The following is a 19644-nucleotide window of genomic DNA, read 5'->3' as shown; positions in this document are numbered from 1 at the left end:
ACTCCTCTGTTTTCCAGGATGTCCCCATGACTCTGACAGGCAAGATGCTGATCGGTCAGCAATCGGTTTGCGGCCATCGCGATGCGATCCGGGCGATCAACCCCGCTACCAACACCCCACTGGAACCCGCCTACGCTTGCGGGGATGAGCAGCACGTCGACCAGGCCTGCGCACTGGCGTGGGCCGCGTTCGACGCTTACCGCGAAACCACCTTGGCAGATCGCGCCGCGTTGCTTGAAACCATCGCCAGCCACATCGAAGCCTTGGGCGATGAGTTGATCGAACGCGCCTGCGCCGAAACCGGGTTGCCTCGCGCACGCATTGAAGGTGAACGCGGCCGTACCTGCGGGCAACTGCGCGCTTTTGCCCGCACCGTGCGCCTGGGCGAATGGCTCGACGTGCGCGTCGATACCGCACAGCCCCAGCGCCAACCCCTGCCCCGTGCCGACCTGCGCCAGCGCCATATCGCCCTGGGCCCGGTAGCCGTGTTCGGTGCCAGCAACTTCCCTCTGGCCTTCTCCGTGGCGGGCGGCGATACCGCATCGGCCCTTGCCGCCGGTTGCCCGGTGATCGTCAAGGCGCATAACGCGCACCCCGGCACCAGCGAGCTGGTGGGCCGCGCCATCGCCCGGGCGGTCAAAGATTGTGGCTTGCCGGAGGGTGTGTTTTCACTGCTCTATGGTGCGGGTAACGAGGTGGGTATCGCATTGGTGCGCGACCCGCGCATCCGGGCTGTGGGCTTCACGGGGTCGCGCAGTGGCGGTATTGCCCTGTGCCAAGCGGCGCAGGCACGCCCGGAGCCGATCCCGGTGTACGCAGAAATGAGCTCGATCAACCCGGTGTACCTGTTTCCTGCTGCGCTTGAAGCTCGGAGCGAAGCCTTGGCCGAAGGATTCGTCGCGTCGCTGACCCAAGGCGCCGGCCAGTTCTGTACCAACCCTGGCCTGATGATTGCCCTGCAAGGCGCCGCTCTGGACCGTTTTATTCAGTCTGCCAGTGAGCGGCTCTCGCGTTGCCCGTCCCAGACCATGCTCACACCGGGCATCTTCAGCACTTACGAAACCGGCCTGAAGACCCTGGCACAGCACGCTCACATCGCCGCCAAGGGCTTGCCAGCGACCGGGCCGAACCAGGGCCAGGGCCATCTGTTCGTGACCCAGGCCGAGGCGTTCCTGAACAATCAACACCTGCAAGCCGAAGTATTCGGCGCCGCCTCGCTGGTGGTGCAGTGCCGTGATGTCGAGCAAATGCGCCGGGTGTCCGAGCACCTGGAAGGTCAACTCACCGCAACCCTGCACATGGATGACCACGACCTGCCACAGGCGCGGGCATTGCTGCCGGTGCTGGAGCGCAAGGCTGGGCGCCTGCTGGTGAACGGCTGGCCGACCGGCGTAGAAGTGTGCGACGCCATGGTGCATGGCGGGCCCTTTCCGGCGACTTCGGATGCGCGGAGTACGTCGGTGGGCACGGCGGCGATTCTGCGGTTCCTGCGCCCGGTGTGTTACCAGGACTTCCCGGACACCTTGCTTCCCACCGCGCTGCAGCACGACAACCCGCTGCGGTTGCGGCGCCTGCTCGACGGCCAGCGAGAAGCATAATCATGGCCGATCCCAAGCAAGCAGACATCGTCGTAGTCGGCGCCGGCATTATCGGCGTCGCCTGCGCCTTGCAGCTGGCACGCCAAGGCCGCCAAGTCGTCGTGCTCGACCCGCAGGCACCCGGCATGGGTGCCTCCTACGGCAACGCCGGCCACCTGGCGACGGAACAGGTGTTTCCCATCGCCGACCTGTCGATCCTCAAGCGCTTGCCCGCCATGCTCCTGGACCCCATGGGCCCGCTGCGCCTGGACTGGACCTACCTGCCCCGCGCCCTGCCCTGGTTTATTCGCCTGCTGCTGAACCTGCGGCCAGTGCGTTATCAGCGCACCGTAGCCGGCCTTCGCGCGCTGAACGAAGGCAGCCTGGGCGCGTGGCAACGCTTGCTGCAATCGATTGGGCAAGCGCCATTGCTGCGTGAAGACGGTTCGCTGTTGGTGTATGAGCGCGCCGAATCCCGCGCTGCACTGGATGCAGTGCAGCAACGCATGCGGCAGCAAGGCGTCGCCGTGGACTTCTGGAGCGGCGATGCGGTGCGCAAGGCTGCGCCGCAACTGAGCGACGCCATACAAGGCGGTTTGTTCTTTCCCGCTACCGGACATTTTCTGGACCCGTACACGGTGGTTGGCGAACTGGTGAACGCGGCCAAGGCTGAGGGGGTGCAATTTCTTCAGCAGCGCGTTCTGGACGGACGGCTGGAGGCTAGCGGCGTTTCCCTGATGACCGACCAAGGCGTACTGACAGCGCAGCAAGTGCTGATTGCCTGCGGCGCCCACTCGGCCAAACTCACCGCAGCTCTCACCGGCAAACAAGTGCCGCTGGACACCGAACGCGGTTACCACCTGATGCTGCCCCAGGAACAACAGCGCCTGCCCTTCGCGGTCACTTCACTGGAGCGCAAATTCATCATGACGCCCATGACCGGTGGCCTGCGCCTGGCCGGCACGGTCGAATTCGCCGGCCTCGACCGCCCAGCCAATATGCAACGGGCCTGGCAGTTGCACCGGTTGAGCAAAGGGCTGTTCCAACACGACTTGAGCGACAGCGAAGCCACGCCCTGGATGGGGTTTCGCCCTTCCCTGCCCGACTCGCTGCCGATCATTGACCGGGTGTGCGAAGGCAAAGTGCTGCTTGCATTTGGTCACCAGCATTTGGGACTGACACAAGCGGCGGTGACGGCCGAGTGGGTTGGGCAACTTGCTGCGGGTGAGCGGGTGCCAGAACTACAGCCTTATCGGCTAGATCGTTTCTAAACCTTACCGTGGTAAGCGCGAAGTGCTGAATAACGCATCAGCCGTTTCTTGGATTTCATCGCGCATCCATAGCTTGTTCAACCAACCGACAGGGATAGCCTGGACGCCGTAATACGCCCCCGCCAGTTGCCCAACGATTGCGGCAGTAGTGTCTGCGTCATCCCCAAGGTTGGCGGCAGCGAGTATCGCTTCAGCAAAATTTGAGGTCTGATCGAAACACCAGAATGCGGCCTCCAGCGAAGCCACCGCATAACCTGAGCCAACGATTTGAGCAGAGGTTTTATCGCGATAATCGCCAGAGGCGATAGCCTTGATCTTAGGGGCCGACAGCGCGGTGTGGGAAAAACTCAGCACCTGCTTCTTTGGAACACCGCTCAGGGCATTGCTGATAGCCTCGGCCAGCAGCAGGCAGCACTCGATAGCCTCCTGCGCGGCATGCGTAGTTCGCGAGCTTTGCTCGGCAAACAGGTGGATGTCCGCCCTATCTGGAAAGTAAAACAACACGACAGGTGCGAGGCGCATCATCGAACCATTGCCGGCCGAATACGGATGCGTTGAGCCCGCAAAAGCGTTGCCACTTTGCTGAAATTGCTCCAACGCTTCGCGAACCGTCATGCCGATATCAAAGCACTCTCCGGTAGAACTCAAGTAACCCCACTTCCACCAATTCAGATAACGTCCCATCTGGTCCATCGCGTCAAAACCGCCTTTGCGCAACAGGCTTTCGGCCAGACACAGTGCCATGGACGTATCGTCAGTCCATTGGCCAGGCTTGAGGCTAAACGGTCCGCCGCCTAGCATATCCGTCACGGGAGAAAAGCTGCCGCGGGGCATGAATTCAACCGTCGTCCCTACAGCATCGCCACACGCCAGCCCAAGTAGGCTGCCGCGATAACGATCCAAAAGCGTGATATCCATTGCCACTCCTCGTGAAAATCTTGCTACACCCGCCAGGCTACTTGACCAACCGCTTCTCCTTGGAGGGGCGATAGCCGAAATACGCGCTGTAGCATTTGCTGAAATGGCTCGGCGAGACAAACCCGCACGCCACCAGCACATCCACTTGGGATAACTCGGTGTGCTGCAACAGGCGTCGCGCCTCAGTGACGCGCAGTTCCATGTAGTAGCGCTGCGGCGTGGTGCCCAGCTGTTCTTTGAACAGGCGCTCCAGCTGACGGCGGGAACGGCCGGCGTAGACGGCGAGTTGATCGAGTTCCAGGGGTTCTTCGAGGTTGGCGTCCATCAACTTCACCACCTCGCGCAACGGCGCGCTGACACACATATTTTCAGTGGGTTTGATACGGCGGTAGCGCGACTCTTCGAACGCCAGGATATCTTCGATGCCTTCGACCAAGGCTTTGCCATGCAGGCTCTTGATCCAGTCCAAGGCCATATGGAAAGCCCCCGAGGGGCTGGACGCGGTGAGGCGGTCGCGGTCGATCACATAGGGTTCGCTGGTGACCTGCGCCGCCTTGGACACTTCGGCCAGTGCCGGCCGATGTTCGGGATGGATGGCGCAGCGGTAACCCTGCAACAGCCCCGCACGCCCGAGGAACCACGAGCCGTTCCACAAACCGGCGAGGCGCACGCCCGCTTCACCCGCACTGCGCAGCCATTGGATAAATGGCTCGCTGGCCTTGAGTTCGGTGCGAAAACCACCGCAGATCACCAACAGGTCCAAGTCCTGCAAGCTCGCCAGCATCAGGTTCGCATCCGGGCGAATGATCAGGCCCAAGTCGCTGATGACTTCGCCCTCGCCCCACCCGAAAGTGCGCGTAGCGAACAGATCAGGGCGCAACAGGTTGGCGGTCACCAGCGTGTCGAGGGTCTGGGTGAAGGCCGGCAAGGAGAAGTGTTCGAGCAGCAAAAAACCGACACGGGTGACCGGCGTCGATTGCTGGGGATTATCACTGAGGTAGCGCAGGTTCTTGCCTTGCATGCCACCGCTGAACTGGCGTCTTTCCATCGAGGGTCGGCCCACGCTTATTGTTGTGCAGTGGGGGCTATCTTAGGGGCAAATGCAGTGCCTGTCTCAGGTGACGCTCGAGGCTGGCAGCGGCCATTGCACTGATCTTGATAAAAACTGTTCGCTTGAAAAGCCACGGCCCAGGCGCTGCGCGGTGATCTGATACGGTTTTTTCTTTTCGATCTGCGCCTGTATTGAAAACCGCTTGAGGCGGACAATAGCCCCATCCCGACACTCCTGTCGTCCCCTTCCCCTCGGAGGCCTTATGACCAAGATGGCTATTTTCCTGTTCGGCTTTTTGGTATTGACCATTGGCATCGGCATGTTGGCGACCATCTCGCCGGTCTAATCCCGCATCGTGGCGAGGGAGCTTGCTCCCGTGACGGCCTGCCAACCGACGGTGATCTACCTGACGCCCCGAGACCTAAATGTGGGAGCTGGCTTGCCTGCGATGACGGCCTGACGGTCAACTCAGTTGGACCGTGTACATATCCATTCCTGCGGTAGCGGCCACTTAGGGTTCCGCTTTTACAGCGGCTCACTTTTGATTCCGGCCAGCGTGGTTTGACGGGGCGCCTAAGATCAAAAGCAGATCAAGAGCGACTCGCTTCGCATCGTGGTTACCGTCGGCTGCTACGGGTGCTTTGCAAAGCTGTGTAGATACCTATGGTCATCGCAGGCAAGCCAGCTCCCACATTGGATCGCGGCGCGTCAGTTATATCTGTGTCGGCTGCCAGGCCGTCGCGGGAGCAAGCTCCCTCGCCACAGATTTAGCGTCGTGCCGAAGTTATGTAGATACCTATGCTGCGATGACGGCCTGACAATCAACGCGTTACCTACGCCACCTCAGCCCACAAACAGCATCGGATACAGCGACAGCACCAACAGCCCGGCCATGGACCAGTTGAACAACCGCAACCAGCGCGGCTTACGCAGCAAGTTGCGCAAGCCGCTGCCACACCCCACCCATACACACACGCTCGGCAAATTGACCACCGCAAACACCAGGGCGATCACCAGCACATTGGTGACATAACCCTCGGCCGGCGTGTAGGTAGTGATCGCCCCCAGCGCCATGATCCACGCCTTGGGGTTGACCCACTGGAAGGCCGCCGCACCGAGGAAGGTCATCGGCTTGCCATGCTCATCCGGGTTATCAGACATGCCGCCCGCATTGGCAATCTTCCACGCCAGATACAACAAATACGCGGCGCCGACATAACGCAATAGCGTGTAGGCCCACGGAAACAGCTTGAACACCTCGCCCAAGCCCAGCCCCACACAAATCACCAACAGCATGAAGCCAATGCTGATCCCCAGCGCATGAGGCATCGAACGTCGAAAGCCGAAATTCACGCCTGAGGCCAGTAACATGGTGTTGTTGGGCCCTGGGGTGATCGAAGAGACAAAAGCGAACAGCACGAAGGCTGATAACAGGCTGGTAGACATGAACATGGCGCGGCATCCAAGCGGTGGTGATGTGCCTGCGACAGTAGTGGGTTATGGCGCGCTGCGCCCCGTACAGCTAGGGATGGATCGAGGCATACACTTGCAAAGCCTTCATCGAGAAGTAGCGCTTACCGAGGCGCATCGGGAACCGGTGTGGGAACCTGCCATGCCGGTTTTTTGCCTTCCTGACTGTCGAAAATACGCCGAGCCTTGCGAAAGTCCTCCACGTTTTCCACCACCCAGGTCCAGATAGGCGACATGCGAATCAAAAGCTCCCTGCCCAGCGGCGTCAGCTCGTACTCGACGCGGGGAGGAATTTCACCGAACTCGCGCCGAACCAACAAACCATCGCGCTCCATGGCACGAAGCGTCTTGGTCAACATGCGCTGAGTCACACCCGTCATCTGTCGTTTTATCTCGGCATGACGCATTGCACCGTACACACCCAGGGCATGCAGGATGCCCAATGCCCAGCGGCTACCGGCATGAGCAAGGACTTCACGCCTGACGCCATCGTCCTCCTCTCTGAGCGACTGGCAGATAACTTCTGCCTGGCTGAGCGTTTCCTGATCGGTCATTTCTACCCCTGGTATCACACGTGTGCCTTCTTATGAGCGCTGCCGAATCGTGCCAGCATGGGCTCATCTTATCGCCAACAGGCCTGCGGAGAAATCATGCCTGAAATGACCCCACTTCCCCCTCAATCGATCCTCGTTCTAGGTGCCGGCGAACTCGGCCTGCCGGTTTTGCGCAACCTGGCGCGGGAGGCCAAACGCGCGCCCGGTTCCACCATCAGCGTATTACTCAGGGAATCGACCATCAACACTCAAGCGCCCGAGAAAAAGGCAGACATCGATGAGCTGCGCAGCCTGGGCATCCAGATGGTCGCCGCAGATCTGGTGAACGACTCAATCGATCAACTTGCCAAGGTCTTCGCACGCTTCGATACCGTGATCGGCTGCGCGGGCATGATCGCGGGCCGAGAAACCCCGATGAAGCTGGCAACCGCCGCACTCAAATCCGGCGTGAAGCGCTACTTCCCCTGGCAGTTTGGCGTGGATTTCGAAGTGATTGGCCGGGGCAGCCCCCAGGATCTGTTCGATGCCCAACTGGATGTGCGTGAGTTGCTGCGCGCCCAGGACAACACTGAATGGGTCATCATCTCGACAGGCATGTTCACCAGCTTCCTGTTCGAGCCGGTGTTCGAGGTCGTCGACTTCGACAACAACACAGTGAACGCCCTGGGCAGCCTCGAGAACAGCGTGACGCTCACGACACCGGACGACATCGGTACGCTGACAGCGCAAATCGTGTTCTTCGAACCGCGCATGCGCAATCAGATTGTCTATCTCGCCGGCGACACCGTCACGTATGGGCAGGTTGCGAGCATGCTGGAACGCGTTCTGGATCGCCCGTTCAAACGCAACGTGTGGACGGTTGACTATCTCATGCAGGCACTGGAAAAAGACCCCACGCACCACATCAAGAAGTACCGTGCTGTATTCGCACAAGGCAATGGTGTGGCCTGGCCTAAGGCGGCCACGTTCAACGAGCAACAATCGATTCCTGTCACCACTGCTGAGCAGTGGGCTCGGGAAAACCTTGCAGTCCATTGAAAACCGGATGCTGAAGCCAGCCGTAAAGGCTGGCACGGGTGAAGGGACAGTCAGCGGCTCTGAGCTTCACGCTGCTGGCCAGAAACATGTTGTTTTTTTACATGCCTACGCGACTTTAGCTCGTATTGATGGTGAATAAACCAGGCGATCAACAATAACCCAGTGACGCCAAAAACCAAGACCAACAGCTCTAGTGCAGTACCTTCATGTGAAAACATTTTTCGTTCCTCGTCCTGAAGCCGTATGACCTAAAAAACAGTCACACCGAAATTGTTTGTAATAATTCAAACATTTTCAGGGTAGTCGGCAAATCCGCACGTGACAACCCCTGATCGACCCAGGACCCTTGATCTAGACGTGTCACTCGTCGAAAACACGCATAAATCACAGGCAATAAAAAACCCCGTAGACGCTGATCTACGGGGTTTGTGTTCGCTTACTTGCTGCCAGAAGCGTCCTGCTCGACCACCATATCCAACACGTAGACCGTCGAAGGCGCATCCGCTGGCGGATTCTTCCATTCGTACTGTTTGACCCGCAGCACAGTGCGCACGCCGTCATGATGCACAAAGCCTTCGATAGGCTGGTACAGCGGATGCCAGGTGTCTTGGGTCGCCAGTTGCAGGCCCGCGTCGTCATAGCGACGCTCGCGCACTTGCAGGCACTGATAACCTGGGATCAAAGGATGGCTGCACTTGACCGTCTTGGCCGCCACTTCCAGAAACTTGACCTCACCCTCGCTACCGTAGCGGGTCTGCGGGGTGGCCTCGCCTTGCAGCTTGAGCACCGAGCCATCCGCTGTCGTCAGTTGCAGCATCGGCGCCACGTTATCGCCGGTGATCACAGCGCGCAGATCACCCTTGAACAGCCGCCCTACTTGGGCATCAAGGTCCATCAGGCTCTTGTCACAGGCCATCAGCGTAGAGGCCAGTGGCTGAACCTTCAGAACTCCGTCCTGATAGTGAAAGCCGCCGAACTGACGATTGCAGCCACCGCTGATGCTCAGGTTCTTGTCACCGAAGGCAACGCGCAACTTGCGCTCGATGCCTTTGTTCATCGCCACAAGAGGCTTGCCCGACGCATCCGTTGCCGAGACCAGGTTCCAGTCGTAAGCGGATAAGGTCGGCTGGGCTACAGCTGCTGAGGTAATAGGCATTGAAGGTGATTCTTCATGGCTTTTGGAAGGGGCGGCACAGCCTTGGATGAGTGCAGCACACACGGCTACAAGAAGAATTTTTTGTTTCATGGGTCACTCTGTCAGCTTTGATGAGTGCGGACGTTATCCTGCGCTGGCAGGATAAGCGCGCGGCTAAACCGGCATGAGGAGGTCGCTTGAGGCTTTACTGAGCGTAGACCCAATGCGCGCTTGGCGGACCTCTTCCTTGGCCGATAGCAATCGGACATCATTCGCTTCGATCAGTTTCACGGAATCAGGGCGGTGGCGGTATTGCTGCATTTTAGGCAATAAAAAACCCCGTAGACGTTAATCTACGGGGTTTTCAAGAGTGGAGGCCGAGGTCGGAATCGAACCGGCGTAGGCGGATTTGCAATCCGCTGCATAACCATTTTGCTACTCGGCCTCAAACGATCAATGCCCTGGTTGCTGACATTCACCGCATACAAACTTGAGTGGGCTACGTGAAGCCTGCCTCTACTCTAACTCATTGAATACATTGAAGTTTTTAATGCTTCGTTGCGTTCGATGGGCGCCATTATGTACTCATTTGCCTATGCCTGCAACCCCTTGATTTCAAAAAATATTCTGCCTTGGCATCAAGGGGTTGCGCCTCTGCCCTACTCCTTCACCGTGTGGATTTGGTAGTGCGGGTCGGCCTTGATCTGGGCCTCGGTGAAGGGCAATGGGCGCAGTTTTTTCTCGGAGAAGGCTTGGGTCTGGTCCTTTGAATAGGCGGACGCCGGGTTGCTGGACTCGGAGAATGCCAAGACGCCGACTGCGTTGGGGCCTTTGTCGTCGAAGCTGACGATTTGCAGGTAGCTGGTGCCGCTGACGACTTCGCGTTTGCCGTCGGCGCGGGGCACGGTTTGCATGGCGTTGTAGATACCGAGTTCTTGCGGGCCGCCGTGGATGGGGGTTTGGCCGGAGACGTGGATATCGCCCCAGCGGGTCTGCCCCAGTTTGCTGACCTCAGCGCTGGAGGCCAGCATGGCTGCGCGCAGGGCCTTGGCGACCGGGGCGCGGTCGATGGCGAGGCCGCTAGGGGTGGTCAGGGGATGGGCCGGGTCGAAGGCCACGCGCCAGGCGTCAGGGATTTGCTGCAGGTGCTGCACCAGGTTGATGAAGTGCACCAGGCCGACGCCGCTGTCGAGGTTGGCGCGCTGGTCCCAGTTTTTCAGGCTGGTGCACAGCGGCTGTAGCGTAGCGGCGTCAGTGCCCAGGTGTTTGGCGCAGAACGTCAGCAGGTCGGGCATGACTTGGCCCGCCAGGTACACCTCGTTGTCCATGACCATGTCTTGCAGATCAGTGACGGTGATCGGCTGCTGCTCGAGGGTTTGCAGGCGCTGGAGCGCGAAGCGCGCACGCGGGCCGAGGCCGATGTTGTCCTGGCTGATCACCGGCGAAAAGCCACTTAGCGGCGCCTTGGGGTTGGCCATCCAGGCGGAATCGTTGGAGTGTTGCACGTAGTCGGTGCGTTGCAACTGGGGCAACTGGTCGGCCGGGAAGATACCCGGCTGGGCCGCGCGCGGGTCGATGTCCCACGCGCAGGCGCTGTGGGCGCCGTCGAGTATGATCATTTGCAGGCCGGCCCGTGGGTCGCTGCATTTTGCCAGCTTGGCGGCGCTGACGTTGGGCACTACCGACAGGTTCATGTACAGGCTTTGGCCCTGGTCATCGGCGGCCAGGGTGTTGACCCAGGGGATGCCTTGCAGGGTATGCACTGAGGTTTGCAGCTCCTTGAGGCTACCGGCGCGATTCATGGCGTACCACTGTTGCAGCACCCGGTCGTTGCCCAGGTTGGCGTCGCGCAGGCTGAAGGCGTAGTGGTTGTCCCAGTCGAGCTTGCCCGGCCATTGCACCACGGGGCCGAACTGCGAACTGTAGACGGTGTGGGTCACGGCCTTGAGGCTGCCGTCAGCTTGCTTGACCTGTACCGTTACGGCGGTTTTATCCAGGGGGATGGACTTGCCGTCCAGCAGGTAACGGGTGGCGTCCTTGGGGTCGAGGGTCAGGCGGTACAGGGTGAAGTGTTTGGACGTGTCCACGGTGTGAGTCCACGCCACATGCTGGTTGAAACCGATGTTCACCACGGGCAGCCCTGGCAGTGCGGCGCCCATCACATCCAACTGGCCCGGGATGGTCAGGTGCATCTCGTAAAAACGCATGCCGCCCACCCACGGGAAATGCGGGTTGGCCAGCAGCATGCCACGGCCATTGAATGAGCGGTCACGGCCCACGGCAACGGCATTGCTGCCTCGATCCAGCGTGAAGCGTTGCTGGTTGGCGGCGGCCGTGGCAAAGGCTTTGGCACCGGACTGCACACTGGCGGTGGCCTGCGGCGGTGCTGCCCCGACCAAGGCTTCGGCGAATTGGCCGATGCCCCCTTCCACCAATAGCCTGCGGGTCAACTTCACCAGGTCTTGCACTACCAAGGGCCGTACCCACGCGGCCTGGCACTGTGCGGGTGCGCCCTTATCCTTGAGATAACGGTTGTAGCCGGCCACGTACCCTTCGATGCGCTGTTGCATTTCGGGCGTCTGGGCTTTCCAGAATGCCGCAACGACCTCGGGTGTATTCAGCCAGTTGAAGAATACATCGCTGGCAAGGTTGTTGCGCTCTTCCAGGGTCGCCTGGTCCGGCCCGAAAAACCTCGCCCGCTCGCCATTGACCGTGACTATTTCATTGGCCAGCAAGCACAGGTTGTCCTGGGCATAGGCGTAACCCATACCCACCCCCAGGCCCCGCTCATCAGAGGCGCGAATATGCGGCACGCCATAACTGGTACGCCGTATATCCGCCGACGTTTGCGTCACTTGCTCGCGTGCCGATACGGCCAGGCTCAAGGCGAGTAACAGCCCTGCCGTGCCCACTCTGGACAACCCCTTGGAAATAATCACGCCGACTCCACAGTCAAATTGAACAGCCTTACGAGGGATGGTTACCCCACCGTAAGAACGCACATCGCCCGGCAAAATTTAACCGCACAAGGTTGCCTATCGACGGCGCAGGGGATGTGACAAACCTGATACCGACAAATTTTCTACATCCATCGTTTCATGATTTGCGTCACTCGTTCGTCTTATTACCCAAGAGCACCATCTTTTTCCTGATCAGGCTCTGAAAAGGAGTTTTTGCATGTATAACCCGCAAGTGCCCACGGATGGACATTCAAAGGCCGCAGATACCCACTATGGCAACGACGCACGGGCGTTCGGTAACGCGCCCGAACAGCAGGGCAACCAGCGCATCCGCCATTTGCTCAAGTGTTTCGGTTTGCGCACCAGCCTGATCCGGCTGAAGGTCATCGACGCCCTCCTCGCTGCCGCCGACAACCAGCGCACCCTCGGGGTACGCGGCGTGCACAGCCATTTGCTGGAGCTGGGCATACCGTTGTCGTTTCTCAGCGTGCGCGAGGTGCTCAAGCGTCTATGCAGCGAGGGCGTGATCACCCTCAACGCTGACAAGAGCTACAGCCTCCATGAAGAGGCTGCCAAGGTACTCGAAGGTCGTGCCTGACTGACGCCCGTCAGAAGTTAGGCTTGACCTTGCGGCGCATGATGCCGTTGATCACGACGACGACCACGGCAATCGCGATGGCCAGGTACTGGAAGGTTTTTTCACTGATCACGCCTGCGTTCTGCAGATAAGACAGGCCGAACATCGCGCCCAGTACAGCCAGGGCAATCAGAAGCGAGTATTTCAAGCGTTGCTTTTGGGTCATGACGAGTTCCTGAACCTGAAGAATGTATCCACTGTGTATCGCCGTGCATGCCAAGCACATACCCAGTCACGGGGATGGCGCGGTTTCGGCAGGGTCTTATGTTACAGGCGATGAAAAGTTTTGGCTTGCCCTCCGCCTGACAGGCCTTGCGAATACCCCTTGGAGAACTGTGAAATGCTGCGACGACTCATCCTGCTGGTTCCACTGATGATCATGCTGAGCCTGGGCGGTTGTTTCTTCTTCCCGCGCGGCGGGGGCTGGCATGATCACCGCTATGAGGGTGGTGGCGGTTACCAGCGCCGCTGATCTGCATCCGGATAACGCTTCGTGCACAACGCGTGCAGCACGCTTGGGGGCTTCACGCGTTACTGCATCGACATTACCTACTCGTCAGGCGGGTTCGGAGCCTCGACGCCGGTTTCAACCACTCAGCCGCCATGCACCCACCGCCGATGCAACCAACGCGCAAACGCATCCAGCGCGAACCCCAGCACCCCGATCACCACCACCATCGCCATCAACTCCGAATACGCGAGCCGATCACGGGTGTCGAGGATGTAATACCCCAGCCCCGCACTGACCCCGAGCATTTCGCAGGGCACCAGCACGATCCACAGGATGCCGATGGCCAGGCGCACGCCGGTCAGCACATGCCCTACCACGCCAGGAATGACCACCCGGCGCAAGGTTTCCCAACGCGTGGCGCTCAAGCTCTTGCTCAACTGTAACCAGCGCGGGTCGAGCTGACGCACGCCCGCTGCGGTGTTGAGCATGATCGGCCAGACAGCGGCAAAGGCCAGCAGGAAATAGATTGGCTGGTCGCCCACGCCCATCAGCATCACCACGATCGGCATCCAGGACAGCGGCGAAATCATCCGCAGAAACTGGAACGCTGGCGTGGTCGCCGCCTCCAGGTTACGCGAACTGCCCACCAGCAGCCCGAGGGGTACGCCTACCAACAACGCGATAAACAGCCCGACGAAAATACGCTTCAGGCTCACGGCGATATGCAGGTACAACTCACCCCGCCCGAGCAATTCCCACAAGCTGCTGGCGGTGGCCGCCAGGGAAAAGCGCGCCGACAGGCCATCGGCCTCGCCGAACACTTTCACGCCCAACCACCACAGCACCAACAAACCCGCCAAGCCACTCAGCCCCAGCCACCAGCCGGGGATTCTGCTGTTGTTCAAACGCCGATCTCCTCGTGCCGCTCATAACCATCCGGCAAACCGAAGGTCTGCATGCCACCCACGGCTTCGATCGCGTTGCGCACGAAGCGGTCGTCCACCAAGTCCTTGGCCACGAAGGCTGGGTCCAGGTCCGTGAGAAACTTTTTGTCGCCTTCGATCAAGGTGTCCTTCAAGCGCCGCACCAGTTCTTCGGTGTAGCTGGGGAACGGGTACGGTTGGAAGTCGATGCGATGCTCGTCCCAGTTGGCGTGCTGGATCGCGCCGTCGGCCACGTAGGAGGCGCGGTCGCTGGCCACCGGCGCCAGGACTTTGCTCAACACCGGTTCGGCATGGGGCGTGTAACGGTTCGGGCCATCCTTGGACAGCAGCTTCACCGCCTCTTCACGGTTGTTGCGGGTCCACACCTGGGCCTTGACGATGGCGTTCACCACCTTCTGCGACCACTCCGGACGGTTAGCCAGGTCGTGCTCGTGCATGAACACCACGCAGCAAGCATGGTTTCGCCACACGTCACCCGTGAAGCGCTGCACGCGACCAACCTTGAGGTTTTCTGCGAGGGCATTGAACGGTTCGGCGACGATGTAGCCGTCGATGCGTTTGCTGGCCAGGGCCGGAGGCATGTCCGAGGGCGGCAACACGATCAGGTTGACCTCATTGGCAGCAATCGAACTGCCGGTGGCGCGGGTGACCGGTGTGAGGCCGTTATCGCGGAACAGTTGCTGCACCACCACGTTATGGATCGAGTACCAGAACGGAATCGCCACCGACTTGCCGCCCAGTTGCTTCACGTCGGTAATGCCTGGGGATACGGTCAAGCCCGAACCGCCCACATGGTTCCATGCCACGACTTTGGCCGGGACCTTACTGCCGTAGCGCGCCCATACGGTCATTGGCGACAGCAGGTGTATCACGTTGACCTGGCCGGAGATAAACGCCTCGATCACTTGGGCCCAACTGCGCAACAACACTGGGCGCTCGGCCTTGATGCCTTCGGCTTCGAACAGGCCATTGTTGTGGGCCACCAGCAGTGGCGTGGCGTCAGTGATAGGTAGATAGCCAATACGCACCGGCGCGTCGGGCTCGTTGGCGGCACGCGCCTGCAGGCTGCTCAGCAGAGGCAAGGCGCCGGCGGCACTGAGCACGGCGGAGAGTTTGAGAAAGTCACGGCGCGAGTGGGCCAGGTCATCCAGACACATAAGTAAACTCCTGTTGTTCAAGGGGGTTGGGTTGAGGGCGGCCCGCCTGCCGTAAGGTTTTCAAAATTTCGATACGCAGCGCGCCGATGGCCTCGACCTGTTCTTCCCGAGGGTGTGGCAAATCGATAGCCCACTCGCCCAACGTCCGCGCCGGGCGGTTACCCAGTAGCAGGATGCGGTCCGACAGCAACAGCGCTTCGTCGATGTCGTGGGTGATCAATACGGCCGCCGAGCCTTGCTCACGATTGACCTTGAGCAACAGGTGCTGCATATCGGCGCGAGTCACTTCATCGAGCGCGCCGAAGGGTTCGTCGAGCAGTAACACTTGTGGCTGACGCGCCAGGCAGCGGGCCAGTGCCGTGCGCTGTGCCATGCCACCGGACAATTGCGCCGGGAACTGCTGGCGCGCAGGCTCCAGCCCCACCGCTGCAATGGCGTGATCAACACGACGGCGGCGTTCTTCACCACTCAAGTGCGGTTGGCGAGCGAAATCCAGGCCGAAGGCAACGTTTTTTTCCAGGGTCAGCCAAGGCAACAGGCTCGGGTCTTGAAAAGCCACCACCACGCGCGGATGCGGGCCGCTCAACGGCTCGCCCAATACCTGCACGCGGCCAGCCTGAGGTGCCTGCAAGCCGGCCAGCACGCGCAGCAGGCTGGATTTGCCCACGCCGCTCGGGCCCAGGATCGACACCACTTCACCCGGTTGCAAGTGCAAGTCGAAGCCTTGCAACACCGGCCCGCTGCCATACCCCAGGCAAATGCCCTGGGCCGTCAATACCGCCTGGCTCATAGATTGGCCTGGCGGTGTAGCTCGGTACGCAGTTGCACCAGGCTGGGCGTTACGATCGGTACAAAGGCCGACTCGCGCCAGCGCCGGGCAAAGCCGCTGCCGTGGGCGGTCAGGTAGGCCTTGCCACCGCTGGCTTGCAGTTCAAGCTGCACAGCGCTGGCGGCGGTTTCGGCCAAGGCGATACGCAGTTTGAACAGCGGTATGGGCTCGGCGGTAAAGCGCCCGGCCAACAGCCCCTTTTCAAGCTCGTTGACCAGATGATCCAGCGTTGCGCGCAGGGCTTCCAGCTCGTCGCGCAACACGGTACGACTGGCGCCCAAATGGTGGGCTACTTCAGCCAGGGAACGCCGTGCCAAACCAATCGACATACCGCACTGCAAGCCTAGAAACGCCGGGCGTACCGCCGGTAAAAACTTGCGCGCATCCTCGTGCAACAACCACTCGCGACTCAGCTCCACGCCTTCCAGGCCCAGCGCTGCGGTGTTGCTCGATTGCAGCCCGAGCAGCTCCAGGTCACGGGAGCGCTGCAACCCGGCCACCGAATCCGGAATGGCCAGGATAAATGGCGCGCCGCCCCCGGCATGCTCGATGGCCGCCGCAGCGACAAAGCCATTCTTGCGCAAGTTGGTCACCCAGTGCAGGCGACCGTTGAGGATCCAACCGTGGTCGTTGGGCTCGGCGCTGATCTGCAACGTCTCGATACCCGACAGGAACTTCATCGCATTCGACAACCCGGTGGCGCCGGCCAACTTGCCGCTGAGCAGGTCTGGCATCAGCTGCTCGCGCAAGCGCTGATTGGGGCTCTGCAGCAGGTACTCGATAAACGAGCGCTGGCCCCAGCACACAAACGCCGCAGCCAGGGAATGGCTGGCCACATTGGCGATGGCCTCGACCGCACCCGCCACATCGCCGCCCAGGCCGCCCAGGTGGGTGGGCACGCCGATTCTCAGAATATTGGCTTCTGCCAGCCGTGGCAGCACTTCCTGTGGATCGCAACTGCCCACGTCCAGGGCCTGCGCTTGAACATCGAGCCAACGGCTCAAGATTGGGTCAAGCATTCATGTCTCTCCTTTTACAGCAGGTGGGCCAACGCCGAATCAGTTGGCCGGTTTTTCCCAACGGTATTGCGCCAGCTCCGGGTTCAGCGGGGTGCGGGCAAACACGTTGGCGAAGTTGCACAGGGTTGCCAGGCTGACACCCAGGATGACTTCCAGCGCGTGGCCGTCGGTGTAGCCAGCGGCGCGGAACGCCTCAAAGCCCGCGTCACTCACATCCCCACGGGTGGCGATCACTTCACGGGTAAACGCGGCAAGTGTCTCATAGCGCGCGTCAGGCAACTCACCCCGGCGGCGCAAGGCCTCGATCACCTCCTCGGGCAACTTGGCTTTGTTGCGGGCAACCGCCGTGTGGCCGGCGACGCAGAAATCACAACCGTGGGTAGTAGCAGCTATCAGTTGCACCACTTCACGGTCGGCCAGGCTCAGCTCGGCCTTGGCATTCAAGCCGGAGACGGTGATGTAGGTTTCCAGCGCAGCCGGTGCGTTGGCCAGTACGCCCAGTAGGTTAGGGATAAAACCCGAGCCTTTCAGCGCGTTTTCCAGAAAGGGCTTGGCGGCTTCCGGTGCGGTTTCAGGCGTGAGCAACGGTACACGGGACATGAAGTGGACTCCTGTTGGGTTTGAATGCCCCAGTCTGTTGGTTCTAAAAAAAGCGCTCAATAGGCTAAAGTAGCGATTACTTGCTCTTGAGTCTTTCCATTAGATGAATTCGTCCGATGTACTTGTCGATTGGTTATTAGATAGCCTCGAACTCAACACCAGCCTGTTTCACGTCGGCCGTTATTGTGGTGACTGGCACGCGAGCACCCATGGCCTGGCGCAGGCGAGCTTCCACTTGATTGTGCAAGGCGAATGCTGGCTGCATATCGACGGTGATCCAACGCCCCAACACCTGAACAATGGTGACGCGGTGTTCCTGCTGCGTGACTTTGCCTTCAGGCTTTCCGGCCAAGCCACGGCGGCCGGCGCCCAGCAGTGCCCACGCCGCTCGATGCTGCCTCTCGATAGCACGGCCACGGACGGCGTAGGACTAGTCTGCGGTTTCTTTCACTTCCAATCCGGATTGTCGACGCTGATCGTCGACACCCTGCCCAGTTGGATCATCCTGCGCGCCGGCGACCCGTCGCTGATGGCTGCACGCAACCTGTTCGAATTGATCCTGCAAGAATGCGCACGCACCCCAGCGCCCTCTTCCGCGCTGCTTGAGCGCCTGTGCCACCTGCTGTTTCTGTATGTGCTGCGCCAGCAAGTGCTCGACAACACCGAGCTTGGCGGCCTTGCGGCGCTGGGCCGGGCACCGGCGTTCGCACATTTGCTGGAGCAATTGATCGCCCGCCCCGCCGAGCCCTGGAGCCTGGAAAGCATGGCGGCCTGTACCGGGTTGTCGCGCTCGGCGTTTTTCAAGCGCTTCAGCGAACTGTGTGGGCAGTCGCCCGGGCAAGTGCTGCTGATGATCCGCATGCGCCACGCCTGTGGGTTGCTCAAGGCGGACCAGACGGTGGCCGAGGTTTCGCTGGCGGCCGGGTATCAATCGGTGGCGGCGTTTACCCGAGCCTTCCATAAAGTCACCGGGCAACAGCCTGGCGCCTATCGCAGGGCGCAAGCCTAGCCTTGCAAGCCGGTGCCGGGCCGAGCGCACAACTGCACCAGCCAATCGACGAACACCCTCACCCGCTGCGACAACTGCCGATGAGGCGGGTACAACGCAGTCAGCGCCATCTTCGGCACTGCCACATCAGGGAGCACCTGCACCAGCGTGCCCTCGGCCAGTTGGCGCAGGGAGTGATAACGAGGTGCCTGGATCAGCCCGTAGCCGGCTTCGCACGCAGCGAAGTAACCGGCAGAGCTGTTCACGGCAACCACTTTCGGCAGGTTGATCGGATGCAACTCGCTGCCCAGCAGAAATTCCAGGCCAAAACGTTTACCGCTGGCGCTGGACACGTACTCGACCATTTGGTGACCCGCCAACTGCTCCAGGCAAGTGGGCGTGCCCATGCGTTCAAGGTACGCGGGGCTGGCCAGGGTCAGTTGTTCCATCATCGCCAAGGGGCGTGCCACCAGCGATTCATCCAGGGCCGGACCACCGCGCAACACGCAATCGACGCCTTCGCGAATCAGATCCACTGGCCGGTCATTGAGGCCGATCTCCAACTCGATCTGTGGGTACAGCGCGGTGAACGTTGGCAAGGCCGGAATGACAATCAAGCTCCCAATGCCTGAGGGCATATCGATGCTCAATGTGCCCCGGGGGTTCTGGCGCCGCGTGGAGAACACCGCCTCGGTTTCCTCAAGATCAGTCAGCAATTGCACGCAACGTTGGTAGTACGCCGCGCCATCCAGGGTCGGGCTGACGTGGCGCGTGGTGCGCTGCAGCAGTTGCACGCCGAGATGGGCCTCCAGTTGCTTGATCAGGATCGTCACGGAGGCGCGTGGCAATTGCAGGCTGTCGGCGGCCTTGGCAAACCCGCCCAATTCAACAATCCGAGTGAACACGCGCATGGCGTTAAAACGATCCAATAAAATGCTCCCGTGGGGAATTGTTTAGATATTACGAACAGTGATAGCACTTTTAGCGGGTTTATCTGCATTTTTTCAAGGGTAACAATGGGCCCCTCATCACAAGGAGCTTCCCT

Annotated in this window: 19 protein-coding genes and 1 tRNA gene; 6 read left to right on the top strand and 14 right to left on the bottom strand. The window is 60.4% G+C overall.

Going from position 1 to position 19644, the window contains the following annotated elements:
• Nucleotides 1-26 precede the first annotated feature (26 nt).
• Nucleotides 27-1598, top strand: a complete 1572-nt coding sequence (locus tag ACP7CZ_RS19795; RefSeq protein WP_294204300.1) for an aldehyde dehydrogenase (NADP(+)) — start codon at nucleotides 27-29, stop codon at nucleotides 1596-1598.
• A 2-nt stretch (nucleotides 1599-1600) separates the two neighbouring features.
• Entirely contained in the window at nucleotides 1601-2848 is a 1248-nt protein-coding gene (locus ACP7CZ_RS19790) for an NAD(P)/FAD-dependent oxidoreductase (RefSeq protein ID WP_294204298.1), read from the top strand.
• Nucleotides 2849-2851: 3 nt separating this feature from the next.
• Here ACP7CZ_RS19790 and ACP7CZ_RS19785 read toward each other — a convergent pair whose 3' ends face one another.
• The 4 genes from ACP7CZ_RS19785 to ACP7CZ_RS19770 form a co-directional block, all read right to left on the bottom strand.
• Nucleotides 2852-3766, bottom strand: coding sequence for an ADP-ribosylglycohydrolase family protein (locus ACP7CZ_RS19785; RefSeq protein WP_060765133.1), 915 nt, complete (start codon nucleotides 3764-3766; stop codon nucleotides 2852-2854).
• A gap of 37 nt (nucleotides 3767-3803) precedes the next feature.
• Complete coding sequence (locus ACP7CZ_RS19780; protein WP_294204404.1) at nucleotides 3804-4787, bottom strand: GlxA family transcriptional regulator; 984 nt, start codon at nucleotides 4785-4787, stop codon at nucleotides 3804-3806.
• 873 nt (nucleotides 4788-5660) lie between these two features.
• Nucleotides 5661-6269, bottom strand: a complete 609-nt coding sequence (locus ACP7CZ_RS19775; RefSeq protein ID WP_294204296.1) for a LysE family translocator — start codon at nucleotides 6267-6269, stop codon at nucleotides 5661-5663.
• Between the two features lie 122 nt (nucleotides 6270-6391).
• Nucleotides 6392-6841 (bottom strand): winged helix-turn-helix transcriptional regulator, encoded by a 450-nt coding sequence (locus ACP7CZ_RS19770; protein ID WP_034127533.1) that lies wholly within the window; start codon nucleotides 6839-6841, stop codon nucleotides 6392-6394.
• 96 nt (nucleotides 6842-6937) lie between these two features.
• On the opposite strand from ACP7CZ_RS19770, the gene ACP7CZ_RS19765 reads away from it, so the two are divergent.
• The gene (locus tag ACP7CZ_RS19765; protein ID WP_294204292.1) at nucleotides 6938-7879 is read left to right on the top strand and encodes an aromatic alcohol reductase; all 942 of its coding nucleotides are present in this window, start codon (nucleotides 6938-6940) and stop codon (nucleotides 7877-7879) included.
• Between the two features lie 436 nt (nucleotides 7880-8315).
• On the opposite strand, the gene ACP7CZ_RS19760 is transcribed toward ACP7CZ_RS19765, so the two are convergent.
• The 3 genes from ACP7CZ_RS19760 to ACP7CZ_RS19750 form a co-directional block, all read right to left on the bottom strand.
• Complete coding sequence (locus ACP7CZ_RS19760) at nucleotides 8316-9035, bottom strand: META and DUF4377 domain-containing protein (RefSeq protein WP_232241591.1); 720 nt, start codon at nucleotides 9033-9035, stop codon at nucleotides 8316-8318.
• A 350-nt stretch (nucleotides 9036-9385) separates the two neighbouring features.
• Nucleotides 9386-9459 (bottom strand) — tRNA-Cys (locus tag ACP7CZ_RS19755).
• 214 nt (nucleotides 9460-9673) lie between these two features.
• Nucleotides 9674-11953: an acylase gene (locus ACP7CZ_RS19750; protein WP_294204290.1), complete on the bottom strand. Its 2280-nt coding sequence runs from the start codon at nucleotides 11951-11953 to the stop codon at nucleotides 9674-9676.
• A gap of 238 nt (nucleotides 11954-12191) precedes the next feature.
• Here ACP7CZ_RS19750 and ACP7CZ_RS19745 point away from each other — a divergent pair, with 238 nt between their 5' ends.
• The gene (locus ACP7CZ_RS19745) at nucleotides 12192-12572 is read left to right on the top strand and encodes a fe2+ zn2+ uptake regulation protein (RefSeq protein WP_198791321.1); all 381 of its coding nucleotides are present in this window, start codon (nucleotides 12192-12194) and stop codon (nucleotides 12570-12572) included.
• A gap of 10 nt (nucleotides 12573-12582) precedes the next feature.
• On the opposite strand, the gene ACP7CZ_RS19740 is transcribed toward ACP7CZ_RS19745, so the two are convergent.
• Nucleotides 12583-12777, bottom strand: a complete 195-nt coding sequence (locus ACP7CZ_RS19740) for a hypothetical protein (RefSeq protein ID WP_198791322.1) — start codon at nucleotides 12775-12777, stop codon at nucleotides 12583-12585.
• A 174-nt stretch (nucleotides 12778-12951) separates the two neighbouring features.
• Between ACP7CZ_RS19740 and ACP7CZ_RS19735 the strand changes: the two genes are divergently transcribed.
• On the top strand, nucleotides 12952-13083 hold the full coding sequence (locus ACP7CZ_RS19735; protein WP_254914091.1) for a hypothetical protein: 132 nt from the start codon (nucleotides 12952-12954) through the stop codon (nucleotides 13081-13083).
• Between the two features lie 122 nt (nucleotides 13084-13205).
• On the opposite strand, the gene ACP7CZ_RS19730 is transcribed toward ACP7CZ_RS19735, so the two are convergent.
• From ACP7CZ_RS19730 to ACP7CZ_RS19710, 5 genes are read right to left on the bottom strand one after another with little or no spacing between them, the layout of a single operon-like run.
• Entirely contained in the window at nucleotides 13206-13967 is a 762-nt protein-coding gene (locus ACP7CZ_RS19730; RefSeq protein WP_054897391.1) for an ABC transporter permease, read from the bottom strand.
• Complete coding sequence (locus ACP7CZ_RS19725) at nucleotides 13964-15163, bottom strand: ABC transporter substrate-binding protein (RefSeq protein ID WP_294204286.1); 1200 nt, start codon at nucleotides 15161-15163, stop codon at nucleotides 13964-13966. The genes ACP7CZ_RS19730 and ACP7CZ_RS19725 overlap by 4 nt, the downstream gene beginning before the upstream one ends.
• Complete coding sequence (locus ACP7CZ_RS19720; RefSeq protein ID WP_294204285.1) at nucleotides 15150-15953, bottom strand: ABC transporter ATP-binding protein; 804 nt, start codon at nucleotides 15951-15953, stop codon at nucleotides 15150-15152. The genes ACP7CZ_RS19725 and ACP7CZ_RS19720 overlap by 14 nt, the downstream gene beginning before the upstream one ends.
• Nucleotides 15950-17011, bottom strand: a complete 1062-nt coding sequence (locus ACP7CZ_RS19715) for an acyl-CoA dehydrogenase family protein (RefSeq protein ID WP_054897388.1) — start codon at nucleotides 17009-17011, stop codon at nucleotides 15950-15952. Before ACP7CZ_RS19715 ends, ACP7CZ_RS19720 begins: the two co-directional genes overlap by 4 nt.
• Before the next feature lie 39 nt (nucleotides 17012-17050).
• Complete coding sequence (locus tag ACP7CZ_RS19710; protein ID WP_054897387.1) at nucleotides 17051-17611, bottom strand: carboxymuconolactone decarboxylase family protein; 561 nt, start codon at nucleotides 17609-17611, stop codon at nucleotides 17051-17053.
• A 103-nt stretch (nucleotides 17612-17714) separates the two neighbouring features.
• Between ACP7CZ_RS19710 and ACP7CZ_RS19705 the strand changes: the two genes are divergently transcribed.
• Nucleotides 17715-18620, top strand: a complete 906-nt coding sequence (locus tag ACP7CZ_RS19705; protein WP_057975801.1) for an AraC family transcriptional regulator — start codon at nucleotides 17715-17717, stop codon at nucleotides 18618-18620.
• On the opposite strand, the gene ACP7CZ_RS19700 is transcribed toward ACP7CZ_RS19705, so the two are convergent.
• Nucleotides 18617-19528 carry a LysR family transcriptional regulator gene (locus tag ACP7CZ_RS19700; RefSeq protein ID WP_054897385.1) on the bottom strand — a complete coding sequence of 304 codons (912 nt, stop codon included), beginning with the start codon at nucleotides 19526-19528 and terminating at the stop codon, nucleotides 18617-18619. The two genes, ACP7CZ_RS19705 and ACP7CZ_RS19700, sit on opposite strands and share 4 nt — an antisense overlap.
• Between the last annotated feature and the right edge of the window lie 116 nt (nucleotides 19529-19644).

Source organism: Pseudomonas sp. DWP2-2, assembly GCF_049897065.1.
GTDB classification, from domain to species: domain Bacteria; phylum Pseudomonadota; class Gammaproteobacteria; order Pseudomonadales; family Pseudomonadaceae; genus Aquipseudomonas; species Aquipseudomonas paracarnis.
The sequence above is the reverse complement of the archived record's forward strand: the minus strand, read 5'-3'. Positions and strand labels throughout refer to the sequence as shown.

Excerpts from the sequence above, each read along its gene's own strand:
- ACP7CZ_RS19720 (WP_294204285.1), bottom strand. The coding sequence starts at position 15,953 with ATGAGCCAGGCGGTATTGACGGCCCAGGGCATTTGCCTGGGGTATGGC.
- ACP7CZ_RS19715 (WP_054897388.1), bottom strand. The coding sequence starts at position 17,011 with ATGCTTGACCCAATCTTGAGCCGTTGGCTCGATGTTCAAGCGCAGGCC.
- ACP7CZ_RS19780 (WP_294204404.1), bottom strand. The coding sequence starts at position 4,787 with ATGCAAGGCAAGAACCTGCGCTACCTCAGTGATAATCCCCAGCAATCG.
- ACP7CZ_RS19745 (WP_198791321.1), top strand. The coding sequence starts at position 12,192 with ATGTATAACCCGCAAGTGCCCACGGATGGACATTCAAAGGCCGCAGAT.
- ACP7CZ_RS19740 (WP_198791322.1), bottom strand. The coding sequence starts at position 12,777 with ATGACCCAAAAGCAACGCTTGAAATACTCGCTTCTGATTGCCCTGGCT.
- ACP7CZ_RS19710 (WP_054897387.1), bottom strand. The coding sequence starts at position 17,611 with ATGTCCCGTGTACCGTTGCTCACGCCTGAAACCGCACCGGAAGCCGCC.
- ACP7CZ_RS19775 (WP_294204296.1), bottom strand. The coding sequence starts at position 6,269 with ATGTTCATGTCTACCAGCCTGTTATCAGCCTTCGTGCTGTTCGCTTTT.
- ACP7CZ_RS19790 (WP_294204298.1), top strand. The coding sequence starts at position 1,601 with ATGGCCGATCCCAAGCAAGCAGACATCGTCGTAGTCGGCGCCGGCATT.
- ACP7CZ_RS19725 (WP_294204286.1), bottom strand. The coding sequence starts at position 15,163 with ATGTGTCTGGATGACCTGGCCCACTCGCGCCGTGACTTTCTCAAACTC.
- ACP7CZ_RS19760 (WP_232241591.1), bottom strand. The coding sequence starts at position 9,035 with ATGCCTATTACCTCAGCAGCTGTAGCCCAGCCGACCTTATCCGCTTAC.
- ACP7CZ_RS19770 (WP_034127533.1), bottom strand. The coding sequence starts at position 6,841 with ATGACCGATCAGGAAACGCTCAGCCAGGCAGAAGTTATCTGCCAGTCG.
- ACP7CZ_RS19705 (WP_057975801.1), top strand. The coding sequence starts at position 17,715 with ATGAATTCGTCCGATGTACTTGTCGATTGGTTATTAGATAGCCTCGAA.
- ACP7CZ_RS19785 (WP_060765133.1), bottom strand. The coding sequence starts at position 3,766 with ATGGATATCACGCTTTTGGATCGTTATCGCGGCAGCCTACTTGGGCTG.
- ACP7CZ_RS19735 (WP_254914091.1), top strand. The coding sequence starts at position 12,952 with ATGCTGCGACGACTCATCCTGCTGGTTCCACTGATGATCATGCTGAGC.
- ACP7CZ_RS19795 (WP_294204300.1), top strand. The coding sequence starts at position 27 with ATGACTCTGACAGGCAAGATGCTGATCGGTCAGCAATCGGTTTGCGGC.
- ACP7CZ_RS19765 (WP_294204292.1), top strand. The coding sequence starts at position 6,938 with ATGCCTGAAATGACCCCACTTCCCCCTCAATCGATCCTCGTTCTAGGT.